Source organism: Gluconacetobacter entanii (assembly GCF_003206495.1).
Classification (GTDB): Bacteria; Pseudomonadota; Alphaproteobacteria; order Acetobacterales; family Acetobacteraceae; genus Novacetimonas; species Novacetimonas entanii.
Genome location: NZ_NKUF01000027.1, coordinates 22,347 through 38,147, shown reverse-complemented (window position 1 = coordinate 38,147; position 15,801 = coordinate 22,347). Strand labels below are relative to the sequence as shown.

Genomic DNA, 15,801 nt, shown 5'->3' with positions numbered 1-15,801 from the left:
CAGATGGCCAACAGCAACGCTGTCAGAAGGGCGGCATAACAACAACCGGGTATAGCTTATCAAGCCCACAAAGCTGTCCGAACGGACGGGACCACCTCAATGATGTCTGTTCTGAGATGGCGGTTTCCATCGCTTTTACGACCGACGTGACGGCGAGAGCCGCGTATATTTTTCTATCTTTCTACCGTTCAATCAATGTTCGTATCGCTAATACAGAGAGCCGTCGCACTCAGGCCTATGAGGCCATGCTCTCTGTCAGGGGCAAAGCCTAACAGTTTGTGGCGCGGACGATCTGCCAAACGCGAATAATGTTCTCTTATCAGGGGTATAAAGCCCCCTAAGGTCGCTCGATGAATCAAGCTTTGTCGTCTTGCTTATCAGGATGTGTCGATCAGCTTCTCGCTGGCGGCTTTGTGCATATCGGGGTATGGCTGCCGGCTGAGAATGGGTTAATGGCATTCCAAGGGATAAATCCTGTGCCACGCAAGCCGAGCGTTTACGCGTATGCTGTAGGACAGGAAGTTCTTTATGTTGGTTCGGCGCAGCATGGTCTGCACAGGCGATTTCGACACTATGAAAGTTCAAAAAACCTGCGAACAGCCAGTCGTATCCGAGAAGCGGTTCTGAAAACGCTCTCTCGCGGCATGGGCGTCGATGTTTATGTGATTATGCCTGAAAAGGACCTCAAGCTGAATGGCGTATTGCCCGTTGATCTTGTGGCCGGTTTAGAAGAAGGGCTGATCCGGGCCATCAAGCCGAAGTGGAACCGTCGCGGAAACCGGAAGGGGGATGAGTTTGCTGAACCGCTTAAGGATTGACGGAGACTGTTCCTCGCGCGCCACAAACCACGTCCGCTTCGAGGAAGCATGAGGTCGCGCCCCGGCGTCTCAAATGAAGGCGAAACCGGCCATTCGCACGTAATCCGGCAGGCAGACAGTTGTGCGTTCCAGGCAGGTCATTCAAAAAGTCATTTACAGCGTACATTTCTGGGGTGCCGAGCAATGTCCGACCGGTTAAGTTAGAGGCAAGAGCTTCTCGCGCCTAGCGGGGATTTTGAGCGCCTGACTAGGGGTAGATATTTTGAAATTCATTCATTCTGCTGACTGGCAACTTGGCAAACCGTATGGGCGATTCGAGCCCGAAGTCCGGGCCGGCCTTAGCGAGGCGCGGTTCGATGCAATCGACACACTTGGGCGCACGGCGGTCGACTACGGGGCAGAGCACGTCGTCGTTGCCGGCGACATCTTCGACACCGAAGGTCCGGAGGACCGGACGATCATCCAAGCTATATCCCGGATGAGCCGCCATAGCTGTCGCTGGTGGCTGCTTCCGGGCAACCATGATTTCGCTCGCAATGGCGGATTATGGGATCGCGTCCGTCAACGAGTGAGCGAGAACATCGTCATCTTATCGACGCCCGAGCCAGTTGAGATGAAACCCGGTGTCTGGCTGCTGCCCGCCCCGCTTGAGCATCGCCACAATCTCGAAGATCCCACTGCCCGTTTCGACTCCATGGAGACGCCCGGCGCCACCCTGCGTATTGGCCTCGCACACGGTTCGATCCGCGACTTCGGCTCGCAAGGCGAAACGAAGAACCAGATCGCGCCCGATCGCGCACGTCGATCGAACCTCGACTATCTGGCGCTCGGTGACTGGCATGGGACACTCCGCGTCGATGGTCGCACCTGGTATGCAGGCACACCCGAAGTCGACCGCTTCCAGCGGGACGATCCCGGACAGGCCCTCATCGTCGAGCTGTCGACCGGTACGGAGCCGTCCGTCACGCCGATCCGGACGGGCCGCTTCCAATGGCTTTTGCGGGATTGGATGGTCAGTGACCAGGCAGCGTTCGATGCCGAGTGCGAATTGCTCCTCGGCGCGATCGACGCGCCCACAACGCTTTTGCGCCTTACGCTGGCTGGTATCACCAGTCTTGGCGACCGGATTGGCATGCTGGGTCGGCTCGAAAACGATATCGGCCATCAGCTGCGGTATCTCGACGTGCGCGCGAACGATCTGGTGGGTCGGCCGAGCGAAGAAGACATTGCGAACTTGGCCGTCGAGGGCATGCTCGGGGCGGCGGCGGCGATGCTTAATACCAGAATCGAAAGCGGCGGCGTGGATGCGGCGGTCGCGAAGCGGGCCCTTGAGCGCCTCTTCGTTGAATATAGCCGGGAGGAGCTGGCATGAGCCTCGTCATTCGTCGCATCGCGGTGAAGAATTTCCGGAAATTCCGCGCACCCGTCGTTATCGAGGGCCTTACCGACGGCCTCAACGTCGTCATCGAGCCAAATGAGACGGGCAAGTCGACGCTTCTCGAGGCCTTGCGCGCGGCCTTCTTCGTCCGCTTCAACACGCGCAATCAGCTGGCCCAATCCTTCGCGCCACATGGCGATGCGGTCGGTCCTGAGGTCGAAGTCGTTTTCGATGTCGATGGTGCGCCTTGGTCGGTCACCAAGCATTTCTTGCGCAGCGCATCGGTCGAGGTCTCGGGGCCTCAGGGCCGTGCGCAAGGAGAGGAGGCCGAGGCGCGCTTAAATGCGCTGCTCGGTTCGGTCCGCGACACGAGTCGGGGCGGTGATGTCGCGACTTATGGCGCGCTCGGTTTGCTTTGGGTCGCCCAGACCGAGGCCTTGTCCGTGACCGCGCCCGGCCAAATCGTGCGCGACAGCGTCACCTCCGAGCTCGAGACGGAGGTCGGGTCGATCATGGGCGGCGCTGCCTATCGCCGTGTCAGGGATCGGGTCGAGGCTCAATATGAGCTCTACTGGACCCCGACCGGCCAGAAGCGTGGCCGACAGACCGAAGCGCGTGAGCGGCTTGAGGCCGCCAAGACCACGGCGCGCGAAGCGGCGGATCGACTGGCCATGCTGGAGCGCAGCTTCTCAGATGTCGAGGCGGCTCGTTCCCGCCTGAAGATCATCCAGCGCGAGATGGCGGACAACACGGACGCGCAGACGCGTAGCGGTCTGGTTGCTTCGCTCGATATCGCACGAGCGGCGGCCCAGATCCTCACCACCCGTCGTGCCGAGCAGGAAGCAATCAACGCAAAGGTGAAGGCGCTCGCGGACCTTCGGCAGCGCCATGACGACGCGACGCGGGCCCGGACGCATGCGGACGCTGCCCTGGCCCACGCACGCGAACAGCGTCTCGGGTTTGCCGACGCATTGTCGGCGGCGAAGCAGAAGGTGGTGGATGCGCGCACCTCGCTCGATTTCGCGCGCATGGAGCGCCAAGCCGCGCGAACGGCCCTGGCTGAAGGCGAAGAGCGTATCCGACAAAGCCGTCGCGGTGCCGCAATCCAGGCTGCCCGCCGGCGGCATGCCGACCTGCTGAAGCTTGAGGAACAACACAGCACCGTAAAGGCGCTCTCCGATACAGCGATTGCCCCGAAAGTGCTCACGTCGCTTGAAGCGCATGATCGAGCCGTTGCGGAAGCGCAAGCGGTGGTGAACGCCGGCGCGACCCGGATTGCATTGTCCGGCTCAGCGGACGGCATCACGATCGATGGCAAGCCAATGGCCCTCGGCGCACGCGCCCTCGATCGCGAGGTCCAAATCTGCTTCGGCGCCGCCGAGCTTCAGATAACGCCGCCGACGTCTGCCGCCAGCGCTGCGGAGGCCTTGGCGTCTGCGCTTCGTAAGCGGAAAACGGCACTCGACGATCTCGGTGTCGTCGATCTTGCGGCCGCCAGAGCCCGCAACGAGATCGCCAGAGATGCCGCAGCCGACCTGCGAACTCTGGAGGTGCGCATAGAAGCGGCCACGTCCGCCGACGATGTCCTTCAGCTCGCCGCTGGATCCGCCGCGCTCAAGCTGTTTGTCGCCGAGTTCGGCGAGGAAGAAGCTGTAGGGGGCGAGGAGCTTCCCGATATCGCGGCGCTCACGAAGGCGATGGAGACGGCCGATAGCGCCGCAGCCCGGGCCGAAGGGGCTCAGGACAGCGCCATCGAGGCCCTGCGTCGCGCCGAGCAGGAGGAAGCACCGCTTGTGACGGCAGAAGCTAGGGCAACGAGTGACGTCGCCAACGCTGTCAGCGCACTCGAGACGATCGAGCGGAGACCTGAATGGGCGACGCTTACCGAAGATCTGGTCAAGACGCGCGAACAGGCCGCCGAGGCTTCGGTCAAGGTTGAAGACGCACTCCGCGATGCTTCTGCACACGACGTCGCGGCCATTACGCGCAAGATCGAATTGATCGATGCAAAGGCACGCACGACTGGGGAGACCCGCACGCGGCTCGAGACCGATATCGCGCGTCTTGAAGGGACAATCGAGAGCGAAGGCGGGCTCGGCCTCGCCGATCGGACCGCTGCGGCCTCCGAGGAAGTCGAGGTGGCTAGTCTTGCTCTTCAGCGTGTCACCGATGAAGCGGAAACGCTCAAAGCGCTGCGGAGCACCCTCGACGCCGCCCGTAACGAGACGTCGGCGAAATTTGTCGGTCCGGTGGCGGCGCGGGCCAAGCGTCATATCGAGCGCCTGCTTCCTGGATGCGAGCTCACTTTTTCGGAGGATCTCGGTCTTGAAAGCGTGATCCGTGCGGGCGTGGACGAAAGTTGCTCGAGCCTGTCGCGCGGCACGCAAGAGCAGCTTGCCGTCCTTACACGGATTGCATTTGCAGACATGCTGTTGGAGCAGGGAAATCCCGTATCACTGATCCTCGACGATCCGCTGGTCTATTCCGACGATGCCCGTCTCGACACGATGATCGAGATTCTGTCGGAGGCCGCGACCCGCATGCAGGTCGTCCTTCTCACCTGCCGTGATCGCGCCTTCAGACATGTCGCTGGAAATCGGATCGCGTTGTAACTATGAAGTCATCAATCGCCGATATGCGATCATCGAGAAACGGAAGAGGCCGAAAAACGAGAATTCCGAAGACAAACGAATGCGGACGCGAGGTCCGCGTGGCAGATCACCGCAGGGGGTAATGGTGTCCGATCGGAGCGCAGTTTCGACAATTTCTGGCTATTTCTATCAATTCGATCGTTCGATCCTCAGCATCCTAGAGCTATGCGGTGCGAATGACACGGTGGCGATCGAATGCATCGAGGATATCGACGTCCACACCGCTACAGAAACGACCGCCGTCCAGTGCAAATATTATGAGAAATCCGAGTATAATCATTCAGTTATCAAACCCGCTATCATGTTCATGCTCACGCACTATAAAGCGGGCCTCACCGCCGGCCGTCCAGCGATCCATTACCAGCTCAGCGGCCATTTTGCGTCTGGGCAAGACAAGTTGGTGCTTCCATTCGATATCGGGTTCCTCAAGACCAATTTTCTTACAACCACATCAAAAGATAAGACGGTTAAAAAGCACGAAGAGCTTGGTGTCAGTGACGCAGAGCTTGAGGAATTCTTGAAACTTCTCTCGATCGACGTAAATGCAGCGAAATTCGATGATCAGTTTCAAGCGATCATAGGGGGTCTTGTCAAACAGTTCGTCTGCTCTCCGTTCGCGGCCGAATTTTTCTATTATAACAGCGCCCTGCGGGTGATCAAAGAACTAGCGATCGAGCCGGACGAGGCTTTGCGCGTCACAACGAAGACAGCCTTCATAAAGCGAATAGATACATCTTCGTATCTCTTTGATGAGTGGTTTATCGCCAAGCTCGGTACGGCCAAATATTATCGCGGGCTGCGCAACGAATTTTTCGCAGCGGGCGTCAATGTGTCTCCGGTCGACCGGCTTTTTATAATCCATCCGGCTGGCGACACCTACAGCCGGAACGTGGTCAAAACGCTTCTGAAGACTATCTCTCGGAAATACTCCAAGCTCTCCAAGCGAGATGCAAAGCCCTTCTCACCCTACGTACTACTCGTCGGCATCAACGATAGCGAACTTGCCGGCCTCAAGCAGGAGCTGCACAATGAAGACGTTCGCTTCGTTGACGGCTATGATTTCAAGGGGGCCCAGTTCGACGCCGGATCGATCTCCCGTCCCGCATCCGCCGACGCAGGTCCGCTCCTGAGGCTATTCTGCAATCTGGCGGAGGCGCGGCAGACCTTTCTGTCGTTCCAGCGCTCGCGGGAGATCTATGAATTCTATCGCAGTGAGCCGGTTGAAGACTTTGGTGACGGTGCCATCAGCCACACTCGATTCCAGATTCCAAAATACGAAGATATCAACAAAATCATTTAGGGGATGGGTATGAGTGATGTTAAAGCGGAAGTCGTCGCGGTCTTTCCTAACAAGGTCAAGATCGTCGTCGATGACCTCGAAAATTTTAGGATTGCTGAGGAGTCTCTCCGCGTCGGCTCTTATTTGAAGATCGCCGACAACGAGAATGCGGTACTGGTCGCCATCATTGAGAACTTCCAGATTCAGGCACGCGACGACGGCAGCCAAGACTATGTGATCGAGGCTTTTCCGCTCGGCATTCTACGCGATCAGAAGTTTGAGCGCGGCGGAGACGCCCTCGCGATCCCGCCGAAAACGGTCCAGCCCGCGACGATCGGCGATATCCGCCTGATCTATGGCAGCTCGTTGCCCGTGAAGGATCGCTTCTGCTTCTCGAGGCTTGCGACGAACAAAGAGGTCGAGGTTCCCGTCGACGGGAACAAATTCTTCAACAAGCATATTGCGGTGGTCGGTTCCACGGGCTCAGGTAAGTCCCACACCGTCGCAAAGATCGTCCAGAAGGCGGTCGGGGCGACGGGCGAATATACGCTGAACAACTCGCACGTGATCATTTTCGATATTCATTCAGAATACCGTGCGGCCTTTCCGGAGGCGAATTTCATCGACAGCGCCAGCCTGATTCTCCCCTACTGGATGCTGAACGGTGAGGAGTTGGAGGAGTTCTTCCTCGACACCGAAGCGAACGATCACAATCAGCGCAACGTGTTCAAGGATGCCGTGATCCAGAGCCGTAAGGCGCACTTCACGGGAGGAGAAGGCGACAAGAACCGAATCCATCTGGACACACCGCTCCCGTTCGACATTCGCGACGTTCTGGACCACGCCAACTTTCGCAACACCGAGATGGTCGACAGCGGCGAGGTGTATGCAGCGAGTAACAAGGAGAAAGCCGGGCAGCCGAAGCTTACGCAAGGCAGCCTCTATGGGCGGCTCACCAACTTTGTGAATCGTCTCGAAAGCAAGATCAACGACCGGCGTCTCGACTTCTTCCTTGGCGAGAAATCCAAGTCGATCTCTTTCGAGGAAACGCTCCGATCCATTCTCGGCTACAGCACGGGCAAGCAGCAAAACGTCACCGTCATCGATCTGAGCGGCGTCCCATTCGAGGTTTTGAGCATCACGGTCTCGCTGATCTCGCGGCTGATCTTTGAGCATGGCTACTTCTACAAGCGTCTGCGCTGCGCCGCCGATCCACAGGAGAAGATCAACAATGATGCGCCCATTCTTCTCGTTTACGAGGAGGCGCACAAATATGTGCCGAACAGCGAACTGTCGAAGTTCCGGGCGTCAAAGATGTCGATTGAGCGCATCGCCAAAGAGGGGCGCAAATATGGCGTTACCTTGCTTCTCGCGAGCCAGCGGCCATCTGAGATTTCTGAAACGATCTTCTCACAGTGCAATAACTTTATCGCCATGCGCCTGACTAATCCGGTCGACCAAGGCTATGTCCGCAAGTTGCTGCCGGACTCGCTGGGAACGCTCATCGACAAGATGCCGGCGTTCAAGCAGGGCGAGGCGCTGCTGGTCGGAGAATCGATCGCCCTGCCGTCCGTTGTCCAGATCGAGGTCTGCGCAGTGGCTCCGGCATCGACTGACATTCCCTACTGGGATCTTTGGCAGCAACAATGGAAGGAACTTGCGATCGACAAGATCCGCGATGAGTGGTTGCGCCAATAGTCAGGCGATGGCGAACGGCAGCTGAAAAAGATGATTGTCAACTATTGTGAGCATCATCCGCAAATTAGCAAGTGGTGTTTGTACGTGCCTGACAACCGTCTAGCCAAGTCCGACGTCGGCTGCGCGAGCGTTGTACGCCGACTTCTGGCAATTATAGCTGGCGTTCGACAAGTCATAACGGAACGGCAGAGATGTCCTAAAAGCAGGCTTTAGAGGGCTATGGCGTAGAGGTAGTTCTCGTCCGATTCCGGTGCGGCCCGCCTGATGAAATTCGAACCTCGACCGGGTAGAATGCATGCGCAAGTCCGCTATCCGCCTTTGCCGGGAGAGCATTGGATGATTCATGTCCGCTACGCGGAAAGTGACTCGAGCAAATGTATGTCTGAGAAGAGGCGAACGCCGCCTGTCTGCTTCGTTCTGGAATCATCCATCATACCAGCCTACCCCAAACATATCATAGAGGCACTTTAGTTTCAAAAATTGTCGTTGCTTCTGCCGGCAATCTAGAGAGCAGGTCAGCAGCAATAATCGGTACACGTGCCGCGTCGATATGCTCACTGGCGTAACAACGCGCCAGCAATTCGTCTCCTAAATACGCGTCATATTTTGCTCGCTTCATATCAGGCACTAGTCGGGCTAGAGCTTCCGCGTCAGGCGCAGGCCTTTCAGCGAGAGTTTTCAGGGTGGCAACCAGTTTGCCTCCGTCTTTAGCCGGAATTGTGACCGCGATACCCTCCGAATTGGCCTTTACGCCATGAGAGGCGAGCGCCAGCACCAGGGCCAGTTGAGCCCGATTACCGACCCAAGGGAAAAGCAGGAGTTCGTCCTCATGCCGATATAAACCTGCATGCCGCAATCCAAGATTATCGAATGTCACTCTGGCTTCCGTAAGGCATTCAAGAGCTATCTTGTCGAGAAAGCGAGGAATGGCGATGCTCTCGTAAACCCGGCGCATCTCCGCTACGACCTCATCGGCGGGGGGTAAGCCCTCGCCACCGAATTTGGGCGGCACGCCACCATACGCTCGTGTGACCAAAATTTCCCGGCGTTGATTGTCGAGCTCGATCACCCGCCACCGACGTCCGGCGAAGATGATGAGTTGTTCCGGCATTACCGGGCTATCGACCGGCAGCGTGCCAAGGTTCCGTCCGCGATCCGTAATAACCTTGAATTCGTCAGGCGTCATGAATACGGCGTAGAACCCACGGTCATTGATGACCCGTTCGCCTTCTTCGCCTGGCAAAAGCGTTCCGTCTGGCGCCTGCTCAATAAGCTGAACCTCCGGATGCTTCATTCGCCGCAGCACACCAATGTAGAGAGCCTGATCAATTTCAGGAAATACCCGACTCTCGATCAAGCGGTTCCAGCCCTGTTTGACTGTCAGCCCGCCGTGTTGAGCAATCAGTGCCAGAATTTGCTGTATCAGCGTGGAAAGATGCAAACACCCAATCTGAGGCGGTTCATTCCAGCGCCTCAGCATCAGATTGAGCATGGCTATGGTCTGCACCGTGCGCGGCCGCATGGCATCAATGGGATGGATGCGTTCGTCAATCGCCATCTCGGTGGTGTAGACCCGCATTACTGAGGATTGTCCCGCACGCCGACCAGAACGCCCCAGTCGCTGGCGCATGCCTGAAACAGTGTGCCCAGGCCCAATCTGGCTCACAGCATCAATGTGGCCAACATCGATGCCCAGTTCGAGGGTCGTGGTTGCGATAATGGAGCCTGGTCGATCATCTTCTTTCAGCCTTCGTTCGGCTTCCTCACGGTGCTCACGCGATAAGCTACCATGATGAGCGAAAAATTCCTCCGGCACGCCCGATGTTTCACAAAGACCACGTAATCTTGCAGTGTACAGTTCAACATTCCGTCGCGAGCCAGCAAAGATCAAACTCCGATGCCCTCGGAGCGTGTCGAAGAGGTGTGTCGCGATCTCTATGTCTGCTGTGCTCTCGGTTGCCTCGCCCTTGTCTGAATTCGCGTCACGTTGCTTCAGGCGTGGCTGTATATAGCCGCGAACCTGAAGTTTCAGGGGTTGGCTACCCATTTGAGATTCCAATATCTCCACGCCATCCGGATTAAGCGGCCGTAAGAAAGCAGCTGAGGTTCTCATGTCGGCCAGGGTGGCCGAAAGGCCTACGCGAACGACTGGATGTCCTGCGGCGATCTCGATACGATTGAGCAGAGATTGCAGTTGGCGTCCACGCTCTGCATCCATAAAGGCATGCATCTCGTCGATCACCATGTAACTTAGCGCAGCGAACAGACGCTTTGCTTCATTCCCTCGTCGGACGAGGATGGCTTCCAGACTTTCTGGTGTAGTCAGCAATATCCCCTGGGGCCGCTTGCGTGCTCTTTCCTTGACGCTGCTGGCCACATCCCCGTGCCACTTCCAGACAGGAATCTCCACTTCTTCGCAAAGTGTCTCCATTCGACCGAACTGGTCATTGATAAGTGCGCGCAAGGGGCTGATGTAAATGGCCTCAAACCCCGCACCGGGTTTGCGTTCATCTGTAGCCAGTCGCGAAACAATCGGCAGGAAGGCCGCCTCGGTCTTCCCGCTTGCTGTCCCGGCCGCGATAATGAGATCCCGCTGTCCTTCCAGCAGAACCGGAATGGATCGTTCCTGGATATCACGAAGTTCGGTCCAGCCCTGATGCCAGATCCAGCGCCGGACTTTCTCGTGCAGCAGATCGAAAGACGTCGACGCACCGTTACCGGAAGTTTGCCCGAATGGGTCAGACGGTGCGTCGTTCAAAGCCTGAAGTCCGCCAGATCATCGTCGGGCGAGGTCTGAGTGGAGCCAGTTGTTGAAGAACCAGCCGCACCAGGCGCATCTTTTTTGTCGTCATCGATAATATCTCCGCCCGCCGACGGCGCGTCCGGCGCGATCTCAGCCTGGTTCACCAGACCCTGCCACTGAGCCTGCGGGTTCTGTTCCAGAATGGCGAGCAGGTCGAGGAAAGCCTTGATGGTGTTGCGCGGTGTCCGGAAATAGGACTCACCAATCTTCTGGTTGCAGTGAGTCATAAAGGCCTTGAAAACCTCATCTGGCACCAGGTAACGGTCCTGGTCGCCATAGGCGAACACATGCCGCAATTTACCAAGCAGAATGTAGAGGTCTTCGGGGGTCAGGCTCTGAAGCCGGATGACCGGACCGGAAAGATCGACCAGACCATTGCGGGCAAAGCTGTTTTCAGCCAGGCGGGATCGCAGCGCTTCGTAGGAATAGAGGCCCCGGCGGCTGTCCATCAGGAATTCGGGTGTGCCGCCGAAATAGACGCCGAGGGATTCAGCCGAGCCCTGGAGCACATCGTTCACGATACGGAGAATCTGCTCGTAGTTGGCATTGCGTGATTGGGCACTGACCAGCTTGAACAGGTTCACGCATTCATCAAGCATGACCAGAAAACCCGAATATCCTGCCAGGGTCACAAAGCGGCTCATGACCTTCAGGTAGTCGTAAACCGAGGCATCGTCGATGATCGAGCGTACGCCGAGCGCCTCCCGAGCCTCGGTTTTGAGCGTGTACTCAGCACGGAGCCAGCGAAGTGCCGCCGCCTTTCCACTCTCGCTCCCTTCTTCGAAAGCGCGCCAGTAGCATTCTATGACGGTTGCAAAGTCATAGCCGGAAACAAGTTCCTGAATGGGGAGCAACCTTTCCTGAATGACGTCTCCGATCTTGCGACCTGATGCCTTGGCTGAAGCCTGTGCCTCCATGATGAAACGTTCGACTACACTTGCCAGAGCCCCTCCGTCCTGCTTGGTGCGGGTAGCCATGTTACGCATGAGTTCTGCATAAAGACTGCGGGCCTGGCCCCCGCTGGCATGCAGGCGACGATCAGGGGATAAATCTGCGTGAGCCACTACCAGCTTGCTTTGCATGGCAATAGAACGGGCCAGGTTAAGGAAGAAAGTCTTGCCCGCTCCATAGTCGCCGATGATGAAACGAACCGCAGAACCTCCGTCCGCGATGCGTTTGACGTCCTGCACCACCTGGTTGACTTCGCCTGCGCGACCGACCTGAACTAACTGGATGCCTGAACGTGGCACGACACCTGCACGAAGCGCCTGAATGACACCATCGCGGTCCTTGGGCTTGATTTTCTGCGCGGCGGTGCGCGTGCCGTCTGAAGCTGCGATACTGAGGGTGGTCATGATGCTGCTCCCGGCGCGTCAGCAAGGAGCGCCATATTGATAATCAAAGGGTCACCGTCCTCGATAAGTTCTTCATCGAACTTATCATAGGACCACTCGTTGATGGCTTCGAGCGCGCCATCCGGCATCAACCCGAGTTCGTGTGCTTTGGCCTCAAACCCGGAGCGTGGCCATTCCGGTTGGGTGACCAGAGCCTCAAGCAGACGGGCCTGGTCATGGCCAAGTCCGACGAACCTCGTTTCCCGTTCCAAAGTGGGCGTAACGGCTGCAGGAACCGGAATTTCAGCAGCCTCGTCCTCATAGATGGGTGCCAGGATTTCCTCGACTTCCTTAGTCTCACGCAGGATGACGCCAACCTTGCTCATGTCAATGACGATACCCTCCTGGGATTTTGCTTTCGAGGGAGGTGCTGGGATCCGATGACCACGTCTCCGCGATTTACCATCCTCGATCACAATTGGTTCCGAAGCGCAGGATGCCGCAGCGGCATTACCCTGGTGCAGGACAGTATAGAGTTCTCGTCGGCCGAGACCAACAGCCTCGTAAAGCCGCTCCAAAGCCACCATCATGTCTTGATCGGTTTCGCCTATCGTTAGGGCGGCTGAAGCAGCCAGCGAGGCAATAGTGGTTTGTTGCTCGGGTTCTATACTCTCTACGATGGTTTTAAGGCGGCCAAGTGTTGGCAAGCGTTTCGGAAGCAGGCGCAGACGGGCCGTCAATCGTTTCGTTTCGTGCGGGGTGAGTTGCAGCCGTGTGGTGAGAGCATCGACCAGCTTTTGGCCTAAAGTCAGAGCTTTGGCTGCCGGGCCAATGGCAGTCATGATCAGGGCTGCCGTGCGGAAGTCGGCACCGACGGGTGTTAGCTGGCCTTGAGCATCGCCAATGCGGAATAGAATTATATTCTCACCTGGCTTGGTCCCACCGTAGGTTGGATCCGGTTCCATGCCGTAACCTACTCGTGCCAGCATGGCGGACATGTCACGAGCTTGCCGAAGACCCGAGGCTGCCTTGCCAGAACCAAAGCACCGCGGGACCAGTTCTTCAAGCGGCACATCGGCAAGAGGTTGAGGCAAGTCATCCAGCCAGGCTCTGAAAGAACGAACAGTTTCTCTTTCCCCAAGTTCCGCAGGCAGCATCAAGGCGGCGGCCATACTGTCGGCACGTTCACGTTCCTTGCCAACGACCTTGGCAAATGCAGACAGATCCTCACGCGCCCCTTCACATAGCTTGATCATTTTGGTCCACGTCAATTGCGCTGGATCAGGAAGGCGATCGATGCCTTCAAATTTTATTGAGCTATGGAGATACTGACTCGCCGACCGATAGTTCAAATCAAGGCGGCTCTCTTTTTTATCTCTGAGTCGAAAGCCGTGCGGAAATTTCTGATTGAAACGATGTCGCGTGAGTTCAATGAACTCCGGACGTGCTCGTGTCGTTGCAATGCGTGGCCATAAACCGGTTAAGTGAGGAGGTAAGGATAGAATACCTGCTATGGCGAGGTCGACATCCAGCGGCATACCTCTCAATGCGTGCAGACCTAATTTAGCTTGAAGCAATGGAGACATATGATTTCCCAAAGCTGCGAGATCTGGCTTCCATGCCTCCACTCTCGGTATATCCGTAACGGCATGCTTCATTTCGACAAAATTGAGTAGCTCAGTGCTGTAATTTACAAAAGAACTGTTATGTCCGAAAAGTTCACGCAGGCGCTTTACTTCAGCTATTAATAACACCTCTTCGTCAATCGAAGGACTATCGGCTATCAGGCGACGTTCGAGCCCATAGAAGTAAAGAAAGGGATATCCCATTGGGTAACTCGTGTCGGATTTCCCGCTCGCCAGCCAAAGCAGGTAAGTCAATCGCTGATTGGGTGTGATATCAGTATAGGAGGGCCAATAGCCCAGATCCAAGTTCGTTTGTGGCACTCCAGACGCGACCTTGAGCGATGGCCGGATAAGACAAGGCGCTGGAGTGTCGGCATTCCACCCTCCGTTCGGCGCTGCCGTCAGAAAGTTGCCGACATAGACCATGCCATCAGCGATCTCCAAGCCATGGGCCGTGACTTTTTCGCCGGGAAGCACCCAGCGTGCATCGTCCTTCTTGTGGCTCCGTGATTGTCCATACCGTTCTAATTTCTCCTCATCATTGAGAAATGCATGTTGGGTATGAAGCGAGGGGCTGTGTGTAGATGACGAGGCGATAGTCTCTTTCCTGGTCGCCTCATTAGTCGTGTCCGAAATTTCGGATCCGCTGAAAATGCGTTTTAGCCAAGAAAACATGTTCTACTCACGGAATGCTCGCCATTTTTTCAAATAGTAGACACCATTCTTACCCTGCAGCAACTATCTCCTGCGGCAAATGGAAATCAGAATAGATCACGGCTATTCTGTTCACACCATCAGGAACATCGGATTCTTTCAATAGAATACTGATCCATTTGTCCGTCTTCCGAAAGGAATGTAGCGTGTTCAGCTTGCGCCTGCGCCATCAGGAGATGGTCAAACGGATCACGATGATGCAGAGGCAAAGACATAAGGATCTGCAAGTGTTCGGGTTGTATTTGTAGTAGAGAGAAACCTTCCGCAGGAATGGCTGCCAGAATATCGTTCATATCCGCATCCAGTTTTCCGATACGGATTTTGATCGCAATCTCCCATAATGACACCATACTCACCAGAATATCGTGGACTGGATCTGCAATAATCTCCCGTGCATTCTCACCCAGCCGGTCGGAGGCCGAAAGCCACCACAGCAACGCATGCGTATCGAGCAGAACCTTCACAAGTCGCGTTCCATGCTCTCAAGAATGTCCGGTGGTGTTTCATCAAAATCTTCGCTCATTCTGATCCGTCCTCGAAGAGCTCCTGGCTGACGGCGGGGGCGATAGGAAGGAGCCGGCGGCCGCAGTTCAGCCACAACCTCGTCATGAGACGTCACGAGGATCGTACTGCCCTGCCTGACCTGACGCAGATACGCTGTCAGGTTTCCCCGGAACTCCCGAACACCGATTTTCTGTGGGGATGCTGCGTTATCTGAAAGATGCTCGCTCATGGTCTCCTCCTTATGTGTCATCATATCATGTACACACAAGGAGGAGGTAGAGAATTCCTGAGGCATATTCGATTTCAGAGATCAGTGGCTTCCGACAGTGCCAGAGCGTCCTCTACATCCACCCCAAGGTATCGAACCGTACTATCCAGTTTTGAATGACCCAGCAGGATCTGCACCGCCCGGATATTGCCGGTTCGTTTGTAAATCATGGCAACCTTAGTCCGGCGGAGCGAATGAGTTCCATATTCCCCGGGGATAAGTCCTATCGCCTGAACCCATTGATCCAGAAGCCGGGCGTATTGCCGTGTGCTCAGGTGAGCTTTGGCGCTTAGGCGACTTGGAAAAACATACTCACTCAAGCCACCACCTCGATGCTCCAGCCACGCCCGCACGCTTTCCCGCGTTGTTTCTGTAATTTCAAACTGTACAGGTCGCCGAGTTTTCTGCTGGACGACCATGGCTCGGCAGTGCACCTGACCGCTGGTAACGATGTCGCCGATACGAAGGCTGACAAGATCGCAGCCTCTGAGTTTACTATCGAGAGCAAGATCAAACAACGCTCTGTCTCTGACACGCTGTTCGCTCCCGAGCCAGAACCGAATAGCCCAGACGTGCTTTTCTTTGAGTGCCCGCTTGGCGCCAACCATTTTTCCTACATTCCAGGGCACGGACGCCTTCAACGTAGGTGATGGAAAACGTGTTTTCTTCTCCATGATACTTTCTCCTGATCAATTGCAAATGCAGCAATCAGAAGTTTGGACGAGGATA

At 56.4% G+C, this 15,801-nt stretch carries 12 protein-coding genes; 6 read left to right on the top strand and 6 right to left on the bottom strand.

Features of this window, described 5'->3' with window-relative positions; genetic code table 11:
* The 6 genes from CFR72_RS17825 to CFR72_RS18095 all read left to right on the top strand — a co-directional run.
* On the top strand, positions 1 to 272 hold a 272-nt coding region (locus CFR72_RS17825; protein ID WP_208630027.1), incomplete at its 5' end, for a hypothetical protein.
* 78 nt (positions 273 to 350) lie between these two features.
* A complete protein-coding gene (locus CFR72_RS17250) occupies positions 351 to 818 on the top strand; it encodes a GIY-YIG nuclease family protein (protein ID WP_146220720.1) in 468 nt (155 codons plus the stop codon).
* A 262-nt stretch (positions 819 to 1,080) separates the two neighbouring features.
* A complete protein-coding gene (locus CFR72_RS11590; protein WP_019092363.1) occupies positions 1,081 to 2,190 on the top strand; it encodes a metallophosphoesterase family protein in 1,110 nt (369 codons plus the stop codon).
* Complete coding sequence (locus CFR72_RS11585) at positions 2,187 to 4,808, top strand: AAA family ATPase (protein ID WP_110914097.1); 2,622 nt, start codon at positions 2,187 to 2,189, stop codon at positions 4,806 to 4,808. The genes CFR72_RS11590 and CFR72_RS11585 overlap by 4 nt, the downstream gene beginning before the upstream one ends.
* Entirely contained in the window at positions 4,780 to 6,147 is a 1,368-nt protein-coding gene (locus CFR72_RS11580) for a DUF4297 family anti-phage-associated protein (RefSeq protein WP_244182269.1), read from the top strand. Before CFR72_RS11585 ends, CFR72_RS11580 begins: the two co-directional genes overlap by 29 nt.
* A gap of 9 nt (positions 6,148 to 6,156) precedes the next feature.
* Positions 6,157 to 7,824 carry an ATP-binding protein gene (locus CFR72_RS18095; RefSeq protein WP_238322040.1) on the top strand — a complete coding sequence of 556 codons (1,668 nt, stop codon included), beginning with the start codon at positions 6,157 to 6,159 and terminating at the stop codon, positions 7,822 to 7,824.
* 454 nt (positions 7,825 to 8,278) lie between these two features.
* On the opposite strand, the gene CFR72_RS11570 is transcribed toward CFR72_RS18095, so the two are convergent.
* The 6 genes from CFR72_RS11570 to CFR72_RS11545 form a co-directional block, all read right to left on the bottom strand.
* Positions 8,279 to 10,582 (bottom strand): DEAD/DEAH box helicase, encoded by a 2,304-nt coding sequence (locus tag CFR72_RS11570; RefSeq protein ID WP_110914096.1) that lies wholly within the window; start codon positions 10,580 to 10,582, stop codon positions 8,279 to 8,281.
* Entirely contained in the window at positions 10,579 to 11,982 is a 1,404-nt protein-coding gene (locus tag CFR72_RS11565; protein ID WP_010516141.1) for an ATP-binding protein, read from the bottom strand. The genes CFR72_RS11570 and CFR72_RS11565 overlap by 4 nt, the downstream gene beginning before the upstream one ends.
* Positions 11,979 to 14,261 (bottom strand): TerB N-terminal domain-containing protein, encoded by a 2,283-nt coding sequence (locus CFR72_RS11560; RefSeq protein ID WP_010516142.1) that lies wholly within the window; start codon positions 14,259 to 14,261, stop codon positions 11,979 to 11,981. The genes CFR72_RS11565 and CFR72_RS11560 overlap by 4 nt, the downstream gene beginning before the upstream one ends.
* A gap of 119 nt (positions 14,262 to 14,380) precedes the next feature.
* The gene (locus CFR72_RS11555; protein WP_110914095.1) at positions 14,381 to 14,764 is read right to left on the bottom strand and encodes a type II toxin-antitoxin system VapC family toxin; all 384 of its coding nucleotides are present in this window, start codon (positions 14,762 to 14,764) and stop codon (positions 14,381 to 14,383) included.
* Positions 14,761 to 15,099 (bottom strand): type II toxin-antitoxin system Phd/YefM family antitoxin, encoded by a 339-nt coding sequence (locus tag CFR72_RS11550; RefSeq protein WP_208630026.1) that lies wholly within the window; start codon positions 15,097 to 15,099, stop codon positions 14,761 to 14,763. The genes CFR72_RS11555 and CFR72_RS11550 overlap by 4 nt, the downstream gene beginning before the upstream one ends.
* Before the next feature lie 8 nt (positions 15,100 to 15,107).
* Entirely contained in the window at positions 15,108 to 15,746 is a 639-nt protein-coding gene (locus tag CFR72_RS11545; protein WP_110914094.1) for a tyrosine-type recombinase/integrase, read from the bottom strand.
* Positions 15,747 to 15,801 lie beyond the last annotated feature (55 nt).